Annotated in this window: 13 protein-coding genes; 3 read left to right on the forward strand and 10 right to left on the reverse strand. The window is 68.7% G+C overall.

Translation table 11 applies throughout. From position 1 onward, the window contains the following. Together QHF85_RS02935 and QHF85_RS02940 are read right to left on the reverse strand one after the other, a co-directional pair. The gene (locus QHF85_RS02935) at positions 1 to 678 is read right to left on the reverse strand and encodes a VTT domain-containing protein (RefSeq protein ID WP_281325482.1); all 678 of its coding nucleotides are present in this window, start codon (positions 676 to 678) and stop codon (positions 1 to 3) included. Positions 679 to 724: 46 nt separating this feature from the next. Further along, complete coding sequence (locus QHF85_RS02940) at positions 725 to 1,345, reverse strand: hypothetical protein (RefSeq protein WP_281325483.1); 621 nt, start codon at positions 1,343 to 1,345, stop codon at positions 725 to 727. 607 nt (positions 1,346 to 1,952) lie between these two features. On the opposite strand from QHF85_RS02940, the gene QHF85_RS02945 reads away from it, so the two are divergent. The 3 genes from QHF85_RS02945 to QHF85_RS02955 all read left to right on the forward strand — a co-directional run bounded on the left by QHF85_RS02945 (position 1,953) and on the right by QHF85_RS02955 (position 5,759). Then, complete coding sequence (locus QHF85_RS02945) at positions 1,953 to 2,687, forward strand: hypothetical protein (protein ID WP_281325484.1); 735 nt, start codon at positions 1,953 to 1,955, stop codon at positions 2,685 to 2,687. 119 nt (positions 2,688 to 2,806) lie between these two features. Further along, the gene (locus QHF85_RS02950) at positions 2,807 to 3,886 is read left to right on the forward strand and encodes a hypothetical protein (protein WP_281325485.1); all 1,080 of its coding nucleotides are present in this window, start codon (positions 2,807 to 2,809) and stop codon (positions 3,884 to 3,886) included. 112 nt (positions 3,887 to 3,998) lie between these two features. Then, entirely contained in the window at positions 3,999 to 5,759 is a 1,761-nt protein-coding gene (locus QHF85_RS02955; protein ID WP_281325486.1) for an amidohydrolase family protein, read from the forward strand. 7 nt (positions 5,760 to 5,766) lie between these two features. Here the strand turns inward: QHF85_RS02955 and QHF85_RS02960 are convergent, their stop codons facing one another. The 8 genes from QHF85_RS02960 to QHF85_RS03000 all read right to left on the reverse strand — a co-directional run bounded on the left by QHF85_RS02960 (position 5,767) and on the right by QHF85_RS03000 (position 17,765). Further along, positions 5,767 to 6,591 carry a nucleotidyltransferase domain-containing protein gene (locus QHF85_RS02960; RefSeq protein ID WP_281325487.1) on the reverse strand — a complete coding sequence of 275 codons (825 nt, stop codon included), beginning with the start codon at positions 6,589 to 6,591 and terminating at the stop codon, positions 5,767 to 5,769. An 8-nt stretch (positions 6,592 to 6,599) separates the two neighbouring features. Beyond that, complete coding sequence (locus QHF85_RS02965; RefSeq protein ID WP_281325488.1) at positions 6,600 to 7,865, reverse strand: nucleotidyltransferase domain-containing protein; 1,266 nt, start codon at positions 7,863 to 7,865, stop codon at positions 6,600 to 6,602. Between the two features lie 63 nt (positions 7,866 to 7,928). Then, the gene (locus QHF85_RS02970) at positions 7,929 to 11,807 is read right to left on the reverse strand and encodes a hybrid sensor histidine kinase/response regulator (protein ID WP_281325489.1); all 3,879 of its coding nucleotides are present in this window, start codon (positions 11,805 to 11,807) and stop codon (positions 7,929 to 7,931) included. A 61-nt stretch (positions 11,808 to 11,868) separates the two neighbouring features. Beyond that, positions 11,869 to 13,848: a vWA domain-containing protein gene (locus tag QHF85_RS02975; protein ID WP_281325490.1), complete on the reverse strand. Its 1,980-nt coding sequence runs from the start codon at positions 13,846 to 13,848 to the stop codon at positions 11,869 to 11,871. Positions 13,849 to 14,176: 328 nt separating this feature from the next. After that, positions 14,177 to 14,854 (reverse strand): hypothetical protein, encoded by a 678-nt coding sequence (locus QHF85_RS02980; RefSeq protein ID WP_281325491.1) that lies wholly within the window; start codon positions 14,852 to 14,854, stop codon positions 14,177 to 14,179. A gap of 734 nt (positions 14,855 to 15,588) precedes the next feature. After that, on the reverse strand, positions 15,589 to 16,101 hold the full coding sequence (locus QHF85_RS02990) for a hypothetical protein (protein WP_281325492.1): 513 nt from the start codon (positions 16,099 to 16,101) through the stop codon (positions 15,589 to 15,591). A gap of 66 nt (positions 16,102 to 16,167) precedes the next feature. Further along, the gene (locus tag QHF85_RS02995; protein ID WP_281325493.1) at positions 16,168 to 16,671 is read right to left on the reverse strand and encodes a hypothetical protein; all 504 of its coding nucleotides are present in this window, start codon (positions 16,669 to 16,671) and stop codon (positions 16,168 to 16,170) included. 203 nt (positions 16,672 to 16,874) lie between these two features. After that, a complete protein-coding gene (locus QHF85_RS03000) occupies positions 16,875 to 17,765 on the reverse strand; it encodes a hypothetical protein (protein ID WP_281325494.1) in 891 nt (296 codons plus the stop codon). Positions 17,766 to 17,891: the final 126 nt, after the last annotated feature.

Below are 17,891 nucleotides of genomic sequence, written 5' to 3' on the forward strand. Positions count from 1 at the left end.
TTACGACGACTTCGCCTTCTCCGCGCCCGCCGCCTTCTTCGAGGCGAGGTGCGTCCGGACGGCGCCGACGATCGGCGGGAGCACCGAAATCACGATGATCAGGTAAACGACCTTCTCGATCTCCTTCGCGCCGAGCACCTTGCCGAGGAAGTAGCCGAGGAACGTCATCGACACGACCCAGCCGATGCCGCCGAACACGTTGAACGTGATGAAGCGGCGATAGCTCATCTTGCCGATGCCGGCGACGACGGGCGCGAACGTGCGGGCGAACGGCATGAAGCGGGCGAGCACGATCGTCTTGCCGCCGTGCTTCTCGTAGAACTTCTGCGTGGCCACGAGGTAGTCGCGCCGGAAAAACAGGCTTTGCTCCCGGCTGAAGAGCTTCGGGCCCGCCTTGTACCCGATCGAGTAGCCCACCGTATCGCCCACGATCGCCATCACGCAGAGCACGGCGTTCATGAGCAGCAGGTTCGAGAACGTCGAGAGCTCGAACGGGTTGATCATATTCGCGTTGACGAGCACGCCCGCCGTCACGAGCAGCGAGTCACCCGGAAGGAAGAACCCCACGAGGAGCCCGGTCTCGGCGAAGATGATGGCCATGAGCACCGGGTAGCCGCCCCAGGTGAGCAGCTCCTCGAGGTGGCGCAGCTTGGAGAAGAACTCGCGTAGAAGATCCACGGCCGACCGACTAGCGCACCTTCGGGTTTTTGTCGACGTTCGAGCGCTACTCCCAGCTCACCTCGCGCCGCACGCACACCACGTCCATCCCGTGCGCGCGCCCCTCCGGCACCTGGGAAAGCCAGCGATGCCGCACCCGCCGCGCTCCCGCGAGCTCGAGCGCGTGCACGACGCCGATCTCCGTCGCCGCCATGTATGCGGGCGCCGCGACCGCCGGGACCCCCGAGGCGCTCGACGCGAACGTCCTCGGCCGGACCTCCGCCACGTCCACGCGCACGAAATCGTAATACGTGCCGCTGATGCGAGCCAGGTTTCGCATGGTCATTTCGGGCGAGGCCATCTTGAGCAAGAACCTGTAGAGCCCCGTGAACTGCCGCGGGATCCGCGCTCGGGAGATCATTCGAATGACCTCCAGGAAGGGCTGCCCCGCCACCATGGACACCGATCCGTGCATCGCGAGCAGTGGAAACACATCGTACCAGCCGCCGACCACGAACACGCGACCCAGGAATTCACGCAGCGCGGCATTCGTCACGCGCTCGAGGACCGCGGCCCGACCCCCTCGCACGTTCTCGTCGATGAAATCGAGCGTATCGACGTAGAGCACGCCTTTGCAGCGGAACGGCGAGGTGCCCGGCGCGAAGGGAATGCCATCCATCGAGAACATGGTCCCCCACCTCTCTCCCGCGTGCCCCGGGCCGAGCGCCCATCTTGCACCCGATCACGGACGAACGGCAAGATGGTCGGAATCGACGCCGGCTTTTCGCCGCGCCCCGCCCCGTGGAGCTTCTCCCGCCTGTCCGACGTCCGCGCGCAGAGCGCGAGGTCCTGCCCGGGCCACGAGGGGAAACGCCTAGGGCCCCTCGCGTCGCCCTGACCTCCTCCTCCCCGCGCCCCAGGGGCTCGCGACTGCGCCTCCGCCGCGATTTTCCTCGATCGCGCCTCGAATGGCATCCCCGGGTTTCCGCTCCTGACGCATTGGCCGCGACGTGCCGCGTCGGGGGATGCCACCGCGCACGGACGGACACCGGGCGGTTCCGTATCGGTCGGGCGTGAGGGTCCGTGCCGGTCATGTGCGGAATCACGCCCGCTCCCTGTATCCGTCCGTGCCGCACTTTGCGGGACGCAGGAGCGCCGGGCCCACGATTCACGCGGAAATACGCGCGGCGCCGGGGACGGCAGGAGCCTTGCAATCGTGTCCCGCAGCGTGAACGAAGCCGGTCGAGGCGCGCTCGCCCGGTCTCGCCACGTGAAACGAAGTGGAGGAGGATCCCATGCTCAAGCACATCGCAGCCGCCGCTCTCGTCTCGACCTTCGCTCTCGGCGCCACGGCATTCGCGCAGGGCGCTGGCCAGAACGCGGGGCTCAAGCAGCTCTCGTGGCAGCAGCTCCAGTCGGCCTGTCAGAACCCCGCGGCGTTCCAGAGCCAGCGCCAGCCGAATGCCATCCGGCTGACCTGCGAGGACACGCAGCTCGTCTGGGAGGCGGAGCAGACCGACAACGTGGAGATGGATAACTCGCGGCAGATCACGGCGTCTCTGAGCTCGGACAAGTATTACATCATTCGCCAGGACCAAGCGGTGCCGATGAGCGTGTCGCAGACCATGTGTCCGCGATTCAAGGAGGTCCAGGTCTCGTTCACGCAGAGCTTCTCGCTCTCGTGCCAGGAGATCCAGAGCTTCCAGGGCAACATGAACGACTTCTGCAAGGCCCGCCTCGACTCCGCGGTGAAGGGCAATCAGCAGCTCGCCACACGTACGGCCACGGGTCGCGTGTACGACATGTGCGCGGCGCCCGCGCTCGTGAACGAGCCCCCGAAGGCCCCGGCGCAGCCGGCGCAGCCGTCGCAGCCCGCGGCCCCGGCGCAGAGCGGCGGCGGCAAGGCGGCCCCGGCGGCCCCGGCCCCCGTGCAGCCGGTGATCCCGAGCCGCCAGCTCGGCGCGCGTCGCCCGGGCATCGGCGGACAGCTCCCGGTTCTCCCGGGCCTCGCCGGTCGGAAGTCGCGCTGAAGAGTCGCGCTGAAATGAAATGAGCGCGCTCGTCAGGCGGCCGGGCCGCGTGGCTCGGCCGCCTGACCTTTTTCAAAAATCCCCTGAGCATTCCGGGACAACCTCCAAGGAGAGGGCTCATGGCGATTCGTATCGTGACGACCTCCACCATCCTCGCGATCGGCCTCGTAGGCGCCGGTTGCGGCACCGGCGGCTTCTTCGGCGACGGCCAACCCGATTGCGAGCAGACCGGGGATTGCCCAGACAATACCGGCGGACAGGGCGGGGGCGGCGGAAGCGGCACCGGCGGAAGCGGCACCGGCGGAAGCGGCACCGGCGGAAGCGACACCGGCGGCGGCGGGAGCACCTCGGTGGGGCAGCCGCTCTACTGGGTCGAGAAGGGAGAACGCACGGCGGAAGCAACCAAGAAGCCCTGGTCGTCGTGGTGGTACCCGCTCTGGGAGGACACGCTGTTCCAGGGGAAAAACGAAGAGCCTTCGACGCTCGAGAAATACGACGCCTGGGCGAAGGAATTCGAGAATACCCAGACGTCGGCCGCGGCCTACGAGCGCAAGGAGCTCTACCAGCCGCGCGCGGCCTCGTGGTCGGGCCTCTGCGACGCGTGGGCCCTGGCGGCGATCCTCGAGCCCGAGCCGACGCGCCCCGTGAAGCGCGGCGAGCTGACGTTCTCGGTCGCCGACCAGAAGGCGCTCCTTCTGAAGACGTACGAGAAGGTCCCGCCGCTCAAGTTCGTCGGCAGCCGATTCAACGGCGAATGGGACGACGTCTACGAGGACGTCCTGCCCCACGAGCTGCACCGGGTCCTCGAGACCGAGCTCATCGGCCGAAAGCGCGCGTTCATCATCGACGAGGACGCGGGCCCCGAGGTGTGGAACGAGCCGGCGTGGAAGACCATCACGCGGGTCGAGCAGGACCCGAAAGACAAGAGCGTGGCGCACGTGCGGACCTGGCTCTACCTGGCGAGCCCGCACGTGGAGGATCGCAATTTCGTGGGCATGGTCGAGGACACCCGCGAGTACACCTACGACCTCAAGGGCAAGTGGCAGGGCGATCGATTCGGCGTATCGTCGAGCGCCTGGACCGACCGATCGCAATGGGATCACCCCGATTACGTGATCCTCGTGCCCGACCGCCTCGCACGCGGCAGCCACAACCCGCAGATCCGAGCCGAGTTCGTCGACCGCATCCGCGGCCGGTGAATCACGGCCCTCCGGGTCGTTCCCCGCGAGGCCCTCCGTCCGAGGCGCGCCCCCGGGCCCGGGATCCGAATGCCCTTGCCAGGGCCTCGGGCTTCGGCCGATGATCGGCGCCATGTACGACGTCAAGATCGTGGGCGGCACCCTCGTCGACGGCACGGGCGCGCCGGCGTATTCCGGCGATATCGGCATCAAGGACGGCAAGATCGTCGACGTCGGCGACTGCCCCGAGGGCGCGGAGCGCACGATCTCGGCCCATGGTGCCCTGGTCATCCCGGGGTTTGTGGACATCCACACGCACTACGACGGGCAGATCTCGTGGGACGAGGAGCTCGCGCCCTCGTCGCTCCACGGGGTCACGACGTGCGTCATGGGCAATTGCGGCGTCGGATTCGCGCCCGTCCGGCCGACCGACCACGAGAAGCTCATCGAGCTCATGGAAGGCGTGGAGGACATCCCCGGCAGCGCGCTCGCCGAGGGCCTCACGTGGGGCTGGGAGAGCTTTCCCGAGTACATGGACGTCCTCGAAAAGAGGCGCCGCGCGATCGATTTCGTCTGCCAGGTCCCGCACGACGCCCTGCGCGTGTACGTGATGGGCGATCGCGCCATCGCCGAGGAGAGCGCGACCGAAACCGACATCGAATCCATGCGCGCCCTCCTCCGGGAGGCGCTCCTCGCCGGCGCGGCCGGCTTCTCCACGGGCCGCACCGACAACCACAGGAGCGCCCGCGGCAAACCCACGCCCGGCTCCGAGGCCCGGGGCGACGAGCTCGCCGGCATCGCCCGCGCGTTCGCGGGCCTCTCGCACGGCGTCGTCCAGGCCGTCAGCGATTTCGACATGTTCCGCGGCGAGGACTGTTTCCCGGCCGAATTCGACCTGCTCGAACGGATGGCCGAGGCCTCCGGCCGCCCGCTCAGCGTCTCCACCATGCAGCGCGACCACGCTCCGCGGCAATGGGAGCGCATTTACGAGCGCGCCGAGCGCGCCGCCCTCGCGGGCCGGGACATTCGTTGCCAGGTCGCGGCGCGGCCCATCGGCGTCTTGCTCGGCCTCACGGCCACGTTCCACCCCTTCATGGGATTCCCGAGCTACAAGGAAATCGCCTCCTTGCCGCTCGACGCGCGCGTCGCGCGGATGCGCGATCCCGCCTTCCGCGACCGGCTCCTCTCCGAGAAGAGCGGCAAGGTCGCCGGCGACGGCAGCCCCTTGCCGCCGCTCGCCGACTTTTTCCTGGCGAACCCGCTCCTCGTGGCGATGCGCCTCTTCCGGCTCGGCGAAGTGCCGAACTACGAGCCGTCCGGCCTCACGAGCCTCGCGGGCGACGCGTCGCGCGGGGGTTTGCCGCTCCTCTCGGTCATCTACGACGCGATGCTCGAACAGGACGGCCGCGCGCTCCTCTACTTCCCGCTCTACAACTACACCGAAATGAACCTCGACGTCGTGCGCCGCATGCTCATGCACCCGCTCTCGCTGCCGGGCCTCGGCGACGGCGGCGCGCACGTCGGCACCATTTGCGACGCGAGCCTTCCGACGTTCCTGCTCACGCACTGGGCCCGCGACCGGGCCGAGGGCAAGATCGCCATCGAGCGCCTCGTGAAAATGCAGGCGCACGACACCGCGCGGTTCCTCGGGCTCGACGACCGCGGCGCCTTGAAGCCGGGGCAGCGGGCGGACATCAACATCATCGATTTCGACAACCTGCGCCTCCGATCCCCGTTCATGCAGCGCGACCTGCCGGCCGGGGGGCAGCGCCTCATGCAGCAGGCGGACGGTTACATCGCCACGCTCGTGGCCGGCGAGGTCATCGTGGAGAAAGGTCGATTCACGGGGGCGCGGCCGGGGCGGCTCGTGCGGGCGGGGAAAGGGCGGGGCTAGGGCGCAGTCAAAACCGCTCTTTGCGAAGCGCGACGAGCCACCCCGAGAGCGCGCGAAACGCCTCGTCCGAAGGCTTCTCCGGCAGGACCGACGTATCGCGCGACGCTTCGAGCAGGCGCATCGCGCGGTCGAGGCACTCGCGGAGCCGCTTCACGTCCTTCGCGGAGAGCTTCGTTCGTTCGCCGGCGCGCTTCACCGCGACGAGCGCGCTCGCCTCCTCGAAGCCGTATTCGGGAAACAACCTCCCCACGTCCGTCACCACCTCCCCCGCGCGGAGCAGGTGCGTCCCCGTCAGCGCCGTGCGCAGCACGTAGAGCACGCGCTTCGCCGTCGTCCCGCCTTCCTCCTCGGCGGCCTTGCGCTGGTTCTGGGCGAACCCTGCGTAATGCCGGTACACGCGCCGCGACAGCGCCGCGCGCACGAGCGGGCGCAGCCCCTCGAGCAGCGGGCTCTCCACGAGCGCGGGCGCGCCGAGGATCCGCTCCACGTAATTGCCATTTCCGCCGAGGATCCCCGCGAGCACGGGGCCGACCTCGTTCGAGGTGTAATCGATCTCCACCCCCTCGATCACCTCCATGCGGTCCCGCGCGGCCGGCGCCATTTCGAGCCCCACGAGCAAGGGCGTCGGCGCCACGTGCACCGCCTTCAGATCGAGATCGCTGTCGGGCGAGGCGAACCCATAGGCATGCGCGCCGCTCAAGAGGACGACGAGGTGCTCGCGGGCCTTGCCCTCTTCTTCCAGGACGCCGCGAGCCACCCGCGCTTGCTCGTCGGGCAGGACATCGAAATGCGTCGCGTGCTCGATCGCCTGCTCTCCATGTTCCTTCGTCATTGCATCCCTCATTCGTCCCAGCGCGCCTCCGGTGCGGTTGGCGCGTCCTTGCCGAAGGGCCCCTCCCTGCCCTCGAAAAACCTCCGCGCCGCCTCCTCGCGGACCTTGCGCAGCGCGACCTCGGCCCGCCGCACGTCCGCGCGCCGCGGCAGCTTGCTCTCCCGCCGCGCCGCTTCGAGCTCCGGCGTGAGCGACTCCGCCAGCGTGATCACCTCCGCGAGCGGCACGCGCCCCTTTTTGATGTCGAGCAGCATGGGCCGGAGCTCGTCTCGCACCCGCAGCTCCGGCTCGCCCGTCCGGAGCCACCGGATCGACAGATCGATGAGGCGCACCAGGTTGTAGGCATTCTTCGGCCGCAGCTCGCGCGGCGTCGGCAACGAGGCGCTCTCGCCCGCGCGCGCGTACGCGGCGAGCGCCGTCCACTCGCGCCCTTCGAGCAGGCCCTGATCGGCCATCGAGCGATAGAGCTGCTTCAGATACTCGCGCGCCCGGAGGAGCGCGTCCTCGGGCGTCGGCGCCACGATGTGCGTCTCCTTCGCGAGCCGCGCGGCCGCTTCGTCGAGCGCGAGCGTCGGATCGTCGCGCAGCCAGCCGAGCACGATCGCGCGGTGCTCGGCGAGGCGCGTGTCGTGCGACAACCGCGAGAGCTGCGAGAGCGCGTACCGCCCGAAGCTCGCGTGAATCTCCACCGAGACGAACGCGTCGCGCGCCTCGACGAGCCAGCGGCCCATCGGATCCTTCTCGCTCGCGGGCTGCGACGCGGCCGCGAACAGCATCTCCAGCGTGTTCGGATCGGCCCGGAGCGCCTGCCGGATCGCCTTGCCCATCTCCCAGTACGTGCGGCTCCCGTCCTCGGACACAAGGTCCTGCGGCGGCTCGACGAGCCCGCTCGTGAACGGGAACGGCAAGACGAACACGCCGCGCCGATCCTCGTCCGAGGTCTCGTCCGAGAGCCCCCACGTCCGCGAGCCGACGACCGCGTCGACCACCACGCAAGGCAGGAGCAGAGACCACGCGTCCTCGCGCCGCCGCGCATACCGCACCTGGCCGACCTTGCGCGGCACGAGCTCCTCGCGCGAATACCGCACCGTCCCCACGCCGACGACGAGGACATCAAAGAAGCCGTCTCCCGACCCGACCACGCGCCCGAGCGCGCCTTGCGGGACCAGCCGCTCGCCGAGCGTCCGGTCCACGCGGGTCGTCACCTCGGTCCCATGCGGGAGGGGTACGGCGAGGGGATCGACGTCCCCCATGCCGGAGAGCCTTCGCGACATGGGGCCGAGCTTATCGCTGCCGCGCGGCGCGAGCCACACGAATGCGGCGCGCGACCCATGGGCTCACCTTGGCCCGAGCTTCTCCTGGAGCTCGCGAAGGCGATACGTCTCGGCGAACGCTCGCACCTCGCTCACCCACGCAGAGAGCTGCTCGTCCTCTGCTGCGAGCGCCTGCAACGCCTCGAGCAGCTCCGGGATTCGTCCTCGCTCGGCGAGATCCGACAACTGCGCCACGACGTCCGGAGGCGGCTCGATCCGGGGCGCGGGCGCCTCGTCCCGAGGAGCCTCCTCCATCGCGCGCGGCGCGCGGATCCAGGTGAGGCCCAGGCGCCGCGCGAGCAGCGCGAAGAGCGCCGCGAAGCGCACCGGCTTGGGGAGAAACTCGTCGCAGCCGGCCTCCTGTGCGCGTCGCCGCTGCGCCTCGTCGCCGCTCGCGGAGCAGGCGACGATGGGCATTCCCTCGAGCGCGGGAAGCCGACGCAGGCGGCGCGCGACCTCGTCGCCGTGCATGTCCGGCAGGACGAGGTCCAGGATCACCAGATCCGGCTCCCTTTCCTCGACCCGGGCGAGGGCGCGCGCGCCGTTCTCGGCCTCCTCCACCAAAAATCCGAGCGGGCCGAGCGTGTCGCGCAGGAGCGCCCGGTTGTTCTCGTTGTCGTCGACCACGAGCAGCACCCGCCGCGCGCCCTCGTAGCCCGTGATCGGCTCGGAGGGACGCTCCTCGATCGCCGTCGTTTGCTCCGAAACGCCGGGCAGGCGGAGCGCGACCGTGAACGTGCTGCCCTCGCCCAGCACGCTCTCTACCTCGATTCGACCGCCCATCTGCTCGACGATGGCGCGGCTGATCGACAGCCCGAGCCCCGCGCCCTCGGCGCGCGCGCGCCGATCCCCCGATTGCTCGAAGGGCTGGAAGATGCGCGCGACGTCCGCAGGCGCAATGCCCGGCCCGGTGTCTTCGACGTGAAAGAAAAACGCCTCGCCCCGAGCCTCGACGCGGAGGATGACGCTCCCCGTCCGGGTGAATTTGATCGCATTGCCGAGCAGATTCAGGAGCACCTGGGTGAGCCGCTTCTCGTCGGCCCGCACCCAGGTCGGCGCGCCCTCGGCGGGCAGGTAATGAAATGCGATCCCCTTGTCCTCTGCGCGCACCCGGCAGAGGTCCACGACGCCCTGCACGAGCAGGGGCAAATGGACGTCCCCCGGGGCAAGCTCCATCTTGCCTGCCTCGATCCGGGCCAGGTCGAGCAGGTCATCGATCAACGCGAGCAGGTGCTCGCCCGACCTCTGCACGACGCCGAGCCTTTCGACGTTCTCCCGTGACACTTCAGACGATCGGGCGACGAGCTGCGTGTAGCCGAGAACGCCATTGAGGGGCGTGCGCAGCTCGTGGCTCATGCTGGCGAGAAAGCTCGATTTCGCGCGGTTTGCCCGATCGGCCGCCTCCTTGGCGGATTTCAACTCCGCCGTGCGCTCCTCGACCTGCCGCTCTAGCTCCAGATTCCGCCTCGCGAGCGCCCGGAGCCGCACGCGCACCCCTCCCCAGACGAGCCCCGAGAGCGCGAGCGCATACCCGAGCCAGGCCCACCACGTCCGCCAGGGCGCGGGTTTGACCTGGAAGGCCATCGATACGGGCCCCGCCACGTTCCCGGCATAGTCGCGCCCCCAGACCTGAAAGGTGTACGCGCCTGCGGAGAGGTTCGTGTAGCGCGCCTTGACGTCCGTGCTCCAGTCGCTCGGCGAGGGGTCGAAGCCGGCCATCTGCGTGCGATAACGCGTGTCGCGCTCGCGGAAGAAGGAGAGGAGCGCGTAATCGAAGGACACGGTGTTCTCGTCCCAGGCGAGCGCCATCCCGGGCTGGAGCGCCCCGCCCGACGTGCGGCCCGCGGAGAGGACGAGCGGCTTCGGCGTCATGTCCTCGAGCTCGTCTGCGGGATCGAAGACGGCCGCTCCTCCCGCCGTCGTCACCCAGATGCGGCCCCGGCTGTCGACGAGCGAGCCGTTCTGCTGGCAATCGTTGCTCGGCAGCCCGTCGTCCGTGGTGAAGGTATACATGGAAAACTCCGCCGGGTCCTCGGGCGTGGGCGCGCGCGGCGAGAGGCGCGCGATGCCGCGGGCCGTGAAGAGATAGGTGCGGCCCCGTCCGTCGGCGCGCACTTGCATGATGTTGTCGTCTGGCAGCGCCGGGCGGCTCTTCGTATCGAGCCTGCTGAGCCACGCCTCGGCGTCGAGGTCATAACGAGCGACGCCGCCGCCCAGGGTGCCGATCCAGAGCACGCGCGCCCCGCGCCCATCACGAAGCTCGCCGAGCGTCATCACGAAATCGGAGCCGAGCGGCGCGCTCGCGGCGGTATGATTCGTCCACGCGCCCTTCTCCATACGCGACAGGCCCTTGCCCGTCGCAAACCACGTGCTCACCCCGCCCCCCGGGCGGGTCGTCTCCAGGACGGCGTTCACCTGGTCATCGACGAGGGGCGAGCTCTTTTTCTCGAAGAGCGTAAAGGCGCCCTGCTCGTCGATACGCGCGGCGCCGCTGAACGTCCCCACCCACAGCGCGCGCCCGTCGAGCGACTCGCGCAGGTCATACACGGCGTGCCCCGGGTGCAGCGCGCCGTGGTCGTCGTAGCGCGTCAAGCGGCCGGCCTCCCAGCGGTGCACGCGGGTGGTGTCGCTGCCGATCCACACCACGCCGGGCTCGCGCTGCGACGGCAGGATACTCGTGATCACCGTGCCCAGCGTGTCCGTCGCCGCGGGAGGGAGGACCGGCGAGAATCCCTCGTCCGAGAGCCGGAGCAGTCGGTTCTCCGCGCCGAACCAGATCTCGCTCTTTCCCGCCGCGTCGCGCACCTCGCTCAGACCGAGGATCGTGCCGGTGAGGGGCGAATTGCGCGGGGTGAACGCCGTCCACCCGTCGTGCCGGAGCCGCCCGAGGCCGCCTGTATTGGTGCCGATCCAGAGCACGCGGCCTGTCGTCGCGAGCGAGATGACGTAATCGTCGGGCAAACCGGAGCTCGCCGCCGTGAGCGTCGTCCATGCACCGTCCGAGAAGCGAGCGAGGCCGCGGCGGGAGGTGCCGGCCCAGATCGTTCGCTCCCCCGCGCCATTCACCGTCTCGGCCAGCGCCATCACCGGGTCGCCCTGCACGGGCGAGGACGGGGGCGAGACGCTCTCCCAGTGCCCGTCCGCGAGGCGGACCACCTCCCCCTGCGTCGCGGCCCACAGCTCGTGCCGGCCCCCCGCGCCCGTCGTCTGCAAGAGCGCGCCGATGTGCTTGGCGAGGGTCGAGGCGCCGTCCGCCTCGAAGGGAGCGCAGCGCCCCCTCTCGCAATGAAAGAGACCGGCCCACGTGCCGGCCCAGAGCGTCGGCTCGCCGGACGGTAATGTCCCCTCGCGAAGGGCCAGGACGTCCACATGCTCGGCGCCCGGCCCGAGATCCACCCGATGAAAGCGCCCGCTCTCGAACCGATAGAGCCCATCGAGGGTGCCCACCCAGACCGCAGGCCCGCCCGGCGCGCGCGGCGCGACCATGGCCCGGATCGGGCGCGCATCCGTGAGACCCTCGGCGGCCCCGAACCGGTGGAAAGAGCCTTCCGCGTGACGGAGGACCGTGCCGTCGACCATCCCGAGCCAGACGGAGCCGTCCTCGCCCGCGGCGATGGCCTGCACCCAGCTCGAGGCGCCGGTCGGGAGGGGCAAGGCCGTGAAGCGCTGGCCATCGTGGTAGGCCGCGCCGCCCATCGTGCCGATCCACACGCGGCCCGTGCCAGCCACGGCGATGGCATTGACGGATCCGGGCACCTTCTCGTCAGGGCTGATGGTGCGAATCGTGGGCGCGCCGAACGTGGCGATATCGGCGGCGTGGGAGGGGCGCGCACCCGACAGGACGAGCCCCAAGCCGAGGGAGGAGAGCGCGCGGCGATGGCGGGAGGAGGGTCGGACGGTCACGCGGCGCGCATGTTACGCGCGTTCGCAGGTCGCGGGGGAACCCATGCTCGTACGGACCCGCTCAGGGCTGCTCGACGTATTCCTGGCAGCAGCAGAACTCGGTCGTGGTGGTCGTGCTCGATTTGCTGCCGCAGATCACCTTCTCGAGGAGAGCCTGGAAGCCATTCAGCGTGTCCTTCGAGGTGAACGCCTTGCCGCCCGTCTCCGTGGCCACGCGCGCGAATTCGTCCTCCAGCGCCTTGCGCTGCTTCTCCTTCGCGCCGCTCGTGCCGAGGTAGGTGTGAACGCGGACGTCGCTCTTCTTGGCGGCGTCGATGGCGCGGCTCGCCGCGGAGATATCGTCCTTGTCGACGTTGCCGCCGCCCTCGAAGGCCTCGTCGCCGAGGAAGAAGATCGCGCGCTTGGCGTCGGGCCGCCAATCGTAATGGGCGACGACGTCCTCGATGGCGCGCGCGCCGTCCTCCTGCGCGCCGCCGCCCGTGACCGTGCCCTTCTTGCGGCCTTGCAGCGCGGCCTCGTCCGCCTTGGCGACGTCGGTCAGGTACTTGCGGACCGTGGTCTCGAAGCGCGTGCTCTTGAACGTCCCTTCAATGCCCAGGTACGTGACGCGCAGGTCCGAGGGGCACTTGGTCTTGGCCGCCTCGATGGCCGCGCCGACGGCCTGGTTCAGCGCGTCCGCCTCGTCCTTCATCGACACGCTCGAATCGATGACGACGACGAGATCGACCGCAGGAACCGAGGTGCTCTCCTCGGTGGCCGTGGTCCCCGTGGCGAGCTTCGGGAAGTCGATCGTCTTGCCGAGATAGCTCTGCGGGCCTTCGCCGCCGATTCCGGTGAGCTGCGCCGGCAGGGTGGTGTCGGCGGTCAGGCTGCAGATCCCCTTGGCCGGGGTCCCGGTGACGAACGTGAAGCGTTTGTCCTCGCCCTCCGGATCGAAATAGAACGTCTGGACGTGGCTCTGGTTGATCGTGCCGACGATCTTGTCGTTATAATAAAACGCGGTCAGCTTCGGCGGGCCGCCGTCGGCCGGGGTCTCGTAGGTGAAGCAGCCCTTGCCCGCGATCGAGCCGTCCGGGTTCTTCACGGTATAGGTATGGCTGGTCGTGGTCCCCGGCTTCCCGGGGTCCTTGATCACGACCGTGGGTGTGGCCGGCTTCGCGGGCGTGGGCGGCTCGGCAGCCTTGGGCGGCTCGGCGGGCTTGGCCGGCTCCTGGGCCTTCGGCGGCTCGACGGGCTTCGGCGGCTCGGCGGGCTTGCGCGGGAAGGCGGAGGCGACGTACAGCCCCGAATTGTCGATGCGCGGCCCCCAGCTCCCCGCGATCGGGTAGATGTCGTAACTCAAGCGCAGGGTCTTGCAGCCGGCCGCGTCGAGCCGCACGAGGCCCATCACGGTGTCGATCGAATTGGCCTGGCCCCCGGGAGCCGGCCTGTTCGTTCCTTGCAGCACGCCGTTCGCGAGGCTCAACTGCGCGCTCGGCTGATTGCCCCCCGCCGTGTTCGGCGCGACGCCGCCATTATACAGCTTCCAGCCTGCCGGGCTCACGGCGCCGCCGCCTTCGCCCGTTCCGGTGATCGTGACCGTCGTCTTGGCGTACGTCAGGCCCGCGTAGATGTCGCTCACGCCGATGAGGGTGTTTTCCCCCGCGACGCCGTCTTTGCCCCCGACCTTCGAGCCCTTGTAGCGGGTGAAATCGAGCTCGACCGTGAAGTTGTTGCGGGCGGCGGTGAATTGCTTGTTCGCCTGCATGCGGATGGCATTGACGCTCGGCGACGCCATGTTCGCCTGCTCGTTCTTCCCGAACGACGAGGCGCCGGTGCCGTCATGGACCGAGCCGTGCGGGGGCACGCCCCCGAGGTTCCAGTCGAAGGTGCCGAAGCCGGCGCTGACGCCGAATCGAATGCCGATCTCGCCGCCCAGCCCGTCGGGGATGTAACGCCACTGGTTCCAGTCGCCGGGGCCATTCCACCGGTACCCCGACGGGTCCCAGAAAACGAGGTCGAGCCCTTCGGCGGCCGAAGATTGCGTATTGGATGCTGACATGACGGTTCCTTCCTCCCTATCAGGGATGCGCTCCCTGATGTCTTCGCGTCCTTTACGACGAGCCCGCGGACGCCGGATATAGGACCTTGGTCCCATGGGCCTCGCGTCCGGCCGGATTTACAAGGGTCCGACCGGAACCTTCCCGGGGAGGAACGAAGAATGAGCACGATTTCCGCATCCGATGTCCACGCGGCGCGGGATCAGCGCGGTCGTCGTCGACACCTACGATCCGGAGCAGGGCGGGGAATATCCGGCCTATGTCGTGGGCCTCGACGCGGCCGGCAATCTGGTGGGATGGAAGAGCGCCGTCATCTGGACTGACGAACCCTCACGCGGTGGGAGCCACCATCTTCGTAGGCTTCGCCGTCGGGCGGTCGGGGATGACGGCATGGATCTCCGCCTCGCTGAACCCCTCGATCTTGTAAAGCCTCTTCAAATTCGACAGCTCCGCGTGCACGACCCTGGCAAGCGAGGTGCGGACGCGGCCCAGGACTTTGAGCTGCGCCGCGGGCTTGCGGGCGGCCTCCACGGCGGCGCGCAGAGCGTCGCTCTCCGCCTTGATCTCGGCGGCAGCGCTCGCCGCGGTCGCGTGGGAGAGCTTCGGGTGAATGCCCGATTGCAAAAGCTGCACGAGGACATCCATGCGCTCGGGCTGCTCGCCGGTGTCGCCCTCGGCGTAGGAGGCGATGCCGTCGGGGAAAATCACGGAGAGAGCCGCGTCGTAGGCGGGACGGCCAATCTCGTTCCAGAGGATGTCGTAGACCTTGCCGATGGTCTTGTCGGCCTTGTCGTTGCGGGTGTCGATCTGGGCGCGCAGCGGGGCGAGCGTCTCCTCGGCGGCATTGCGCTGGGCTTCGACGCTCGCGTGCAGGGCGAGCGCAGAGCCGAGGCGCCCCTCGGCGAGCTCATGCCAGCGGCCGCCACGGGCCCTGGCCTGGGTGAGGGTCGTCTGGGCGTCGGTGATGATGTCGCCCGCCGCCGCGTTCTTGCGAATGATTTCTCCCACGGGAATACCTCTCGAAAGGGTTACGGGGATGGTTACGGCGGGGTCAGACGGAGCGGAGAAGGGACCGATGCGGGCGGAGGGCGGCCAAATCGTGCTCGCGTGAGCGCGGAGGGGGACTTGCGGCGCCGCAGGATGGGGGGCGCACGGCGCGTTCGGCGACCTCAGATGCCGCAGGACTGAAAACGGGCTCGCGGAGGGGGACTTGCGGCGCCGCAGGGGGGCGTTTTCGGGGCGGGATCGGCGACCTCGGGCGGTGTGGATCGGGTGCGGGTGAGCGCGGGGGGCGGCCTCTAGCGCCGCAGCGGGGAGGACGCGCCCAGGGACCCGGGGTTCACGACGCAGCAGATCGGGGGACGCGCGGCCGGGGGCCGGGTTGCGGCGGGGCAGGGCCAGCCTGGGAGTCTCAGCCTGCACCTCTCGGCCGAATGCCAAGGAGCGCGAGCGCGTCGGCCCAGAGGGGCCAGAGCGTCCGGAAGGGATGCGTCGCGAGGAGGACGCCTCCGTTCGGGAGGCGGCGGACGTGGTAGGGGCGTGCTGCTCGATCAGGCGCCGGTGTTCGACCGTGTGCACGAGCTCGTACGTCTGCCCTCCTGCCTGCTTCCTTTCAATGGCCTTGCGGGCCAGCGGCTCGGCCGCGCGCCACACGTCGTCGCGGAGGGCAGACGCCGACGCTTCGAGCGCGTCGAGCAGCGTACTCGGCGGCGTCGCGAGCGCCCGTAACACCTCCTCGCGGGTCAGCACCTCGTCGCCACCGCGTCCGCCTGCACGCCGAAATGGTCGAGCAAGCTCGCGAGCTCGTCCTTCAAGTCCTGCACGCTCTTCTTCAGGTCCGCGAGAAGCTGCTCCAACGCGGCCCGCGTGGCGTCGTCGACCAGGTCGCCGTATCGCTCCAAGATCGCGTCGAGGTCCACCTCGCTGATCTCGTCCAGCGGCCGAGACACGAGGTCATGCAATTCCGTGTCGAGCTGCTGGAGCATGTCGAGCCGCTCGGCGAGGTTCGCGGCCTCGGTGGCGTGCTCGATCAGCCATTTTCGCTCGGCCGCGATCTCGACCTCCAGGGTCGCGATGGCCTGCGCGAGAGGCGGGTTGATCTCCGAGAGCGTGAGGCCCACCTGCGTGCTGCCGCTGAAGGCGGTCCCGTCGCGGCGGACGTTGAACAGCGGCTTTTGGATCCCGAGCGGGAGCGAGACGAGGGTCACGAAGTTCTGCTGCCGGACGCAGGCATCGTTGCCCGTGGTGTTCGACACGCGGGACGAGTCATCGTCCGCGCCCGTCCGCAGAGCACGGAGTCGAACGGCTCCTGCGCCGCCGCCTCAGCCCGACTTCGTCGCGAACCCCGCGGCCCCGAGCTCGGCGGAGACGATCGAGGTGAGGAAGACGCGTCCTGGCTCCGTGATCGACTTGTAGATCTCCAGCCACGGATTCATGTACCGGCCTCCCGGGCCATAACGGACATAGGGCTCGTAAATCGGCCCGGCGATCTCGTTGATCCACCACTCTCCGCCGCTCGCCTTGCGCATGACCTCACCGGCATACGCGATGAGACCCGGGAACAGGTTGGGGATTTCGAGGATCCGCTGCTTGGGGCGGGTCTTCTTCAAGGCCTTGTCGACGAGTTGGAGGCTGTCGAAGGAGCTGTCGAGCGATTCGCGGTGGATTTCGAGGATCTTGGCGAGATCGTCGATGAGCGAGGGGACGGCCTCGACGAAATGGGCTCCCTGGGGAAGGTTGCCTTCGAGCATGTGAAAGGAACGGGCGGGCTTCTTGACGTGCTCCGCTTGTTTCTCCATCATCTCCTGGCGTGACGCATAAAGCATTCCGTTTCCACTAGCAAAGGTGGTGAGCAGCTCGCCCCGGTCGGAGACATAGCTAATCCAGAGCATATCGGTGTGTTCGGGGTCCGGTGTCCACTCTTCTTCGGCCAAGAGGGTCTCAATCTCGGATTTTGTGACCTTCCAGCACTTGCCGAAAGGGTGCACATCAGGCCGTCGGTTTCGGGGATCATTTTTCATGCATTCTCTCAGTGGGGGCGGGTGTTGCCAGGCGTCCCCGGGTGACCGACGAGGCCGTCGTCGAGGATCGGCTTGTCGAGGCCCCGATCGCCCGAGCTGCTCAAGTTGTGGACGTAGAACGACGGGCCGTAGAGCGTCGCCGGAAGCTGTTTGCCTTGAAGGATGGCGTGGCAGTTGAGGCAGCGAGGGGCCGCCACCTGGAGCTTGCCGCCTCCGTGGTCGAGGACCGGGGAGAGCCAGATCAGGATCCGGAGGGACGCAGCATAGTCCTCGATGTCCGTGCCGATCGACGTGTCGCCGGTCACGACGAAGTAGAGCGAGGGATAGGCCCGATCTGGCCCCGTGGAGGACGCCGCCTGCGACTTGGAGAGCGCGTCGAGCATACCGAGGATCTGGTACTCGGCGTACGCGAGGTTGACGACTCCCTTGACAGCCTTGACTTCCACGAACGTGCTCTCGGGGTGGGTGCTGATGACTGGCGGGAGCGTGCCATCAAACCCTTCGGCGGCGCCGGTCACGCCGTCCGGCTTCACACCGCGAAAGCGCTTGCCGGTCTTCTGCGAACGCAAATCCGACTCAAACGTCTTGTTGTTCGATGCCAGCACCTTCGGCCCCGGCAACGCCCCGAGCACGTCTCTCTGGAACCGAAGCCCCACGGCCCGGTTGTACTCGATACCGCTCAACCGGTTCGGATTCCCATAATACTCCCGCAGCTTTGCCGTCGTCACCATGTCGGAGATCGCCGGCATGTCGTCGACCATGCATCCGGCGGTCGAGACGACGATCGCGACCCATCCGACCGCGAAGACCAAGAACCGCGCGAACAGCCTCCACGTCGCTCCCACCACGCCCGGCGCCGCGACGACGAGCGCCGCGACGAGAAGATCCCCTCGTCTCATCTGGAACCCCCTCCTGCGATGAGCTGTGGCCTATCTATCAGGAGGACGAATGGGTCGGGCAAGACAAAAGACGAGGCGGGGGGACGTTGTCTGCCCGGGATCGGACCCCCTCTGCCGACCCTCGCC

This window comes from Polyangium sp. 6x1 (genome assembly GCF_029946515.1).
Taxonomy (GTDB): Bacteria; Myxococcota_A; Polyangia; order Polyangiales; family Polyangiaceae; genus Polyangium.

Coding starts and splice junctions, on each gene's coding strand:
- QHF85_RS03000 (WP_281325494.1), bottom strand. CDS start 17,765: ATGAGACGAGGGGATCTTCTCGTCGCGGCGCTCGTCGTCGCGGCGCCG.
- QHF85_RS02995 (WP_281325493.1), bottom strand. CDS start 16,671: ATGCTTTATGCGTCACGCCAGGAGATGATGGAGAAACAAGCGGAGCAC.
- QHF85_RS02945 (WP_281325484.1), top strand. CDS start 1,953: ATGCTCAAGCACATCGCAGCCGCCGCTCTCGTCTCGACCTTCGCTCTC.
- QHF85_RS02975 (WP_281325490.1), bottom strand. CDS start 13,848: ATGTCAGCATCCAATACGCAATCTTCGGCCGCCGAAGGGCTCGACCTC.
- QHF85_RS02950 (WP_281325485.1), top strand. CDS start 2,807: ATGGCGATTCGTATCGTGACGACCTCCACCATCCTCGCGATCGGCCTC.
- QHF85_RS02960 (WP_281325487.1), bottom strand. CDS start 6,591: ATGACGAAGGAACATGGAGAGCAGGCGATCGAGCACGCGACGCATTTC.
- QHF85_RS02955 (WP_281325486.1), top strand. CDS start 3,999: ATGTACGACGTCAAGATCGTGGGCGGCACCCTCGTCGACGGCACGGGC.
- QHF85_RS02965 (WP_281325488.1), bottom strand. CDS start 7,865: ATGTCGCGAAGGCTCTCCGGCATGGGGGACGTCGATCCCCTCGCCGTA.
- QHF85_RS02940 (WP_281325483.1), bottom strand. CDS start 1,345: ATGTTCTCGATGGATGGCATTCCCTTCGCGCCGGGCACCTCGCCGTTC.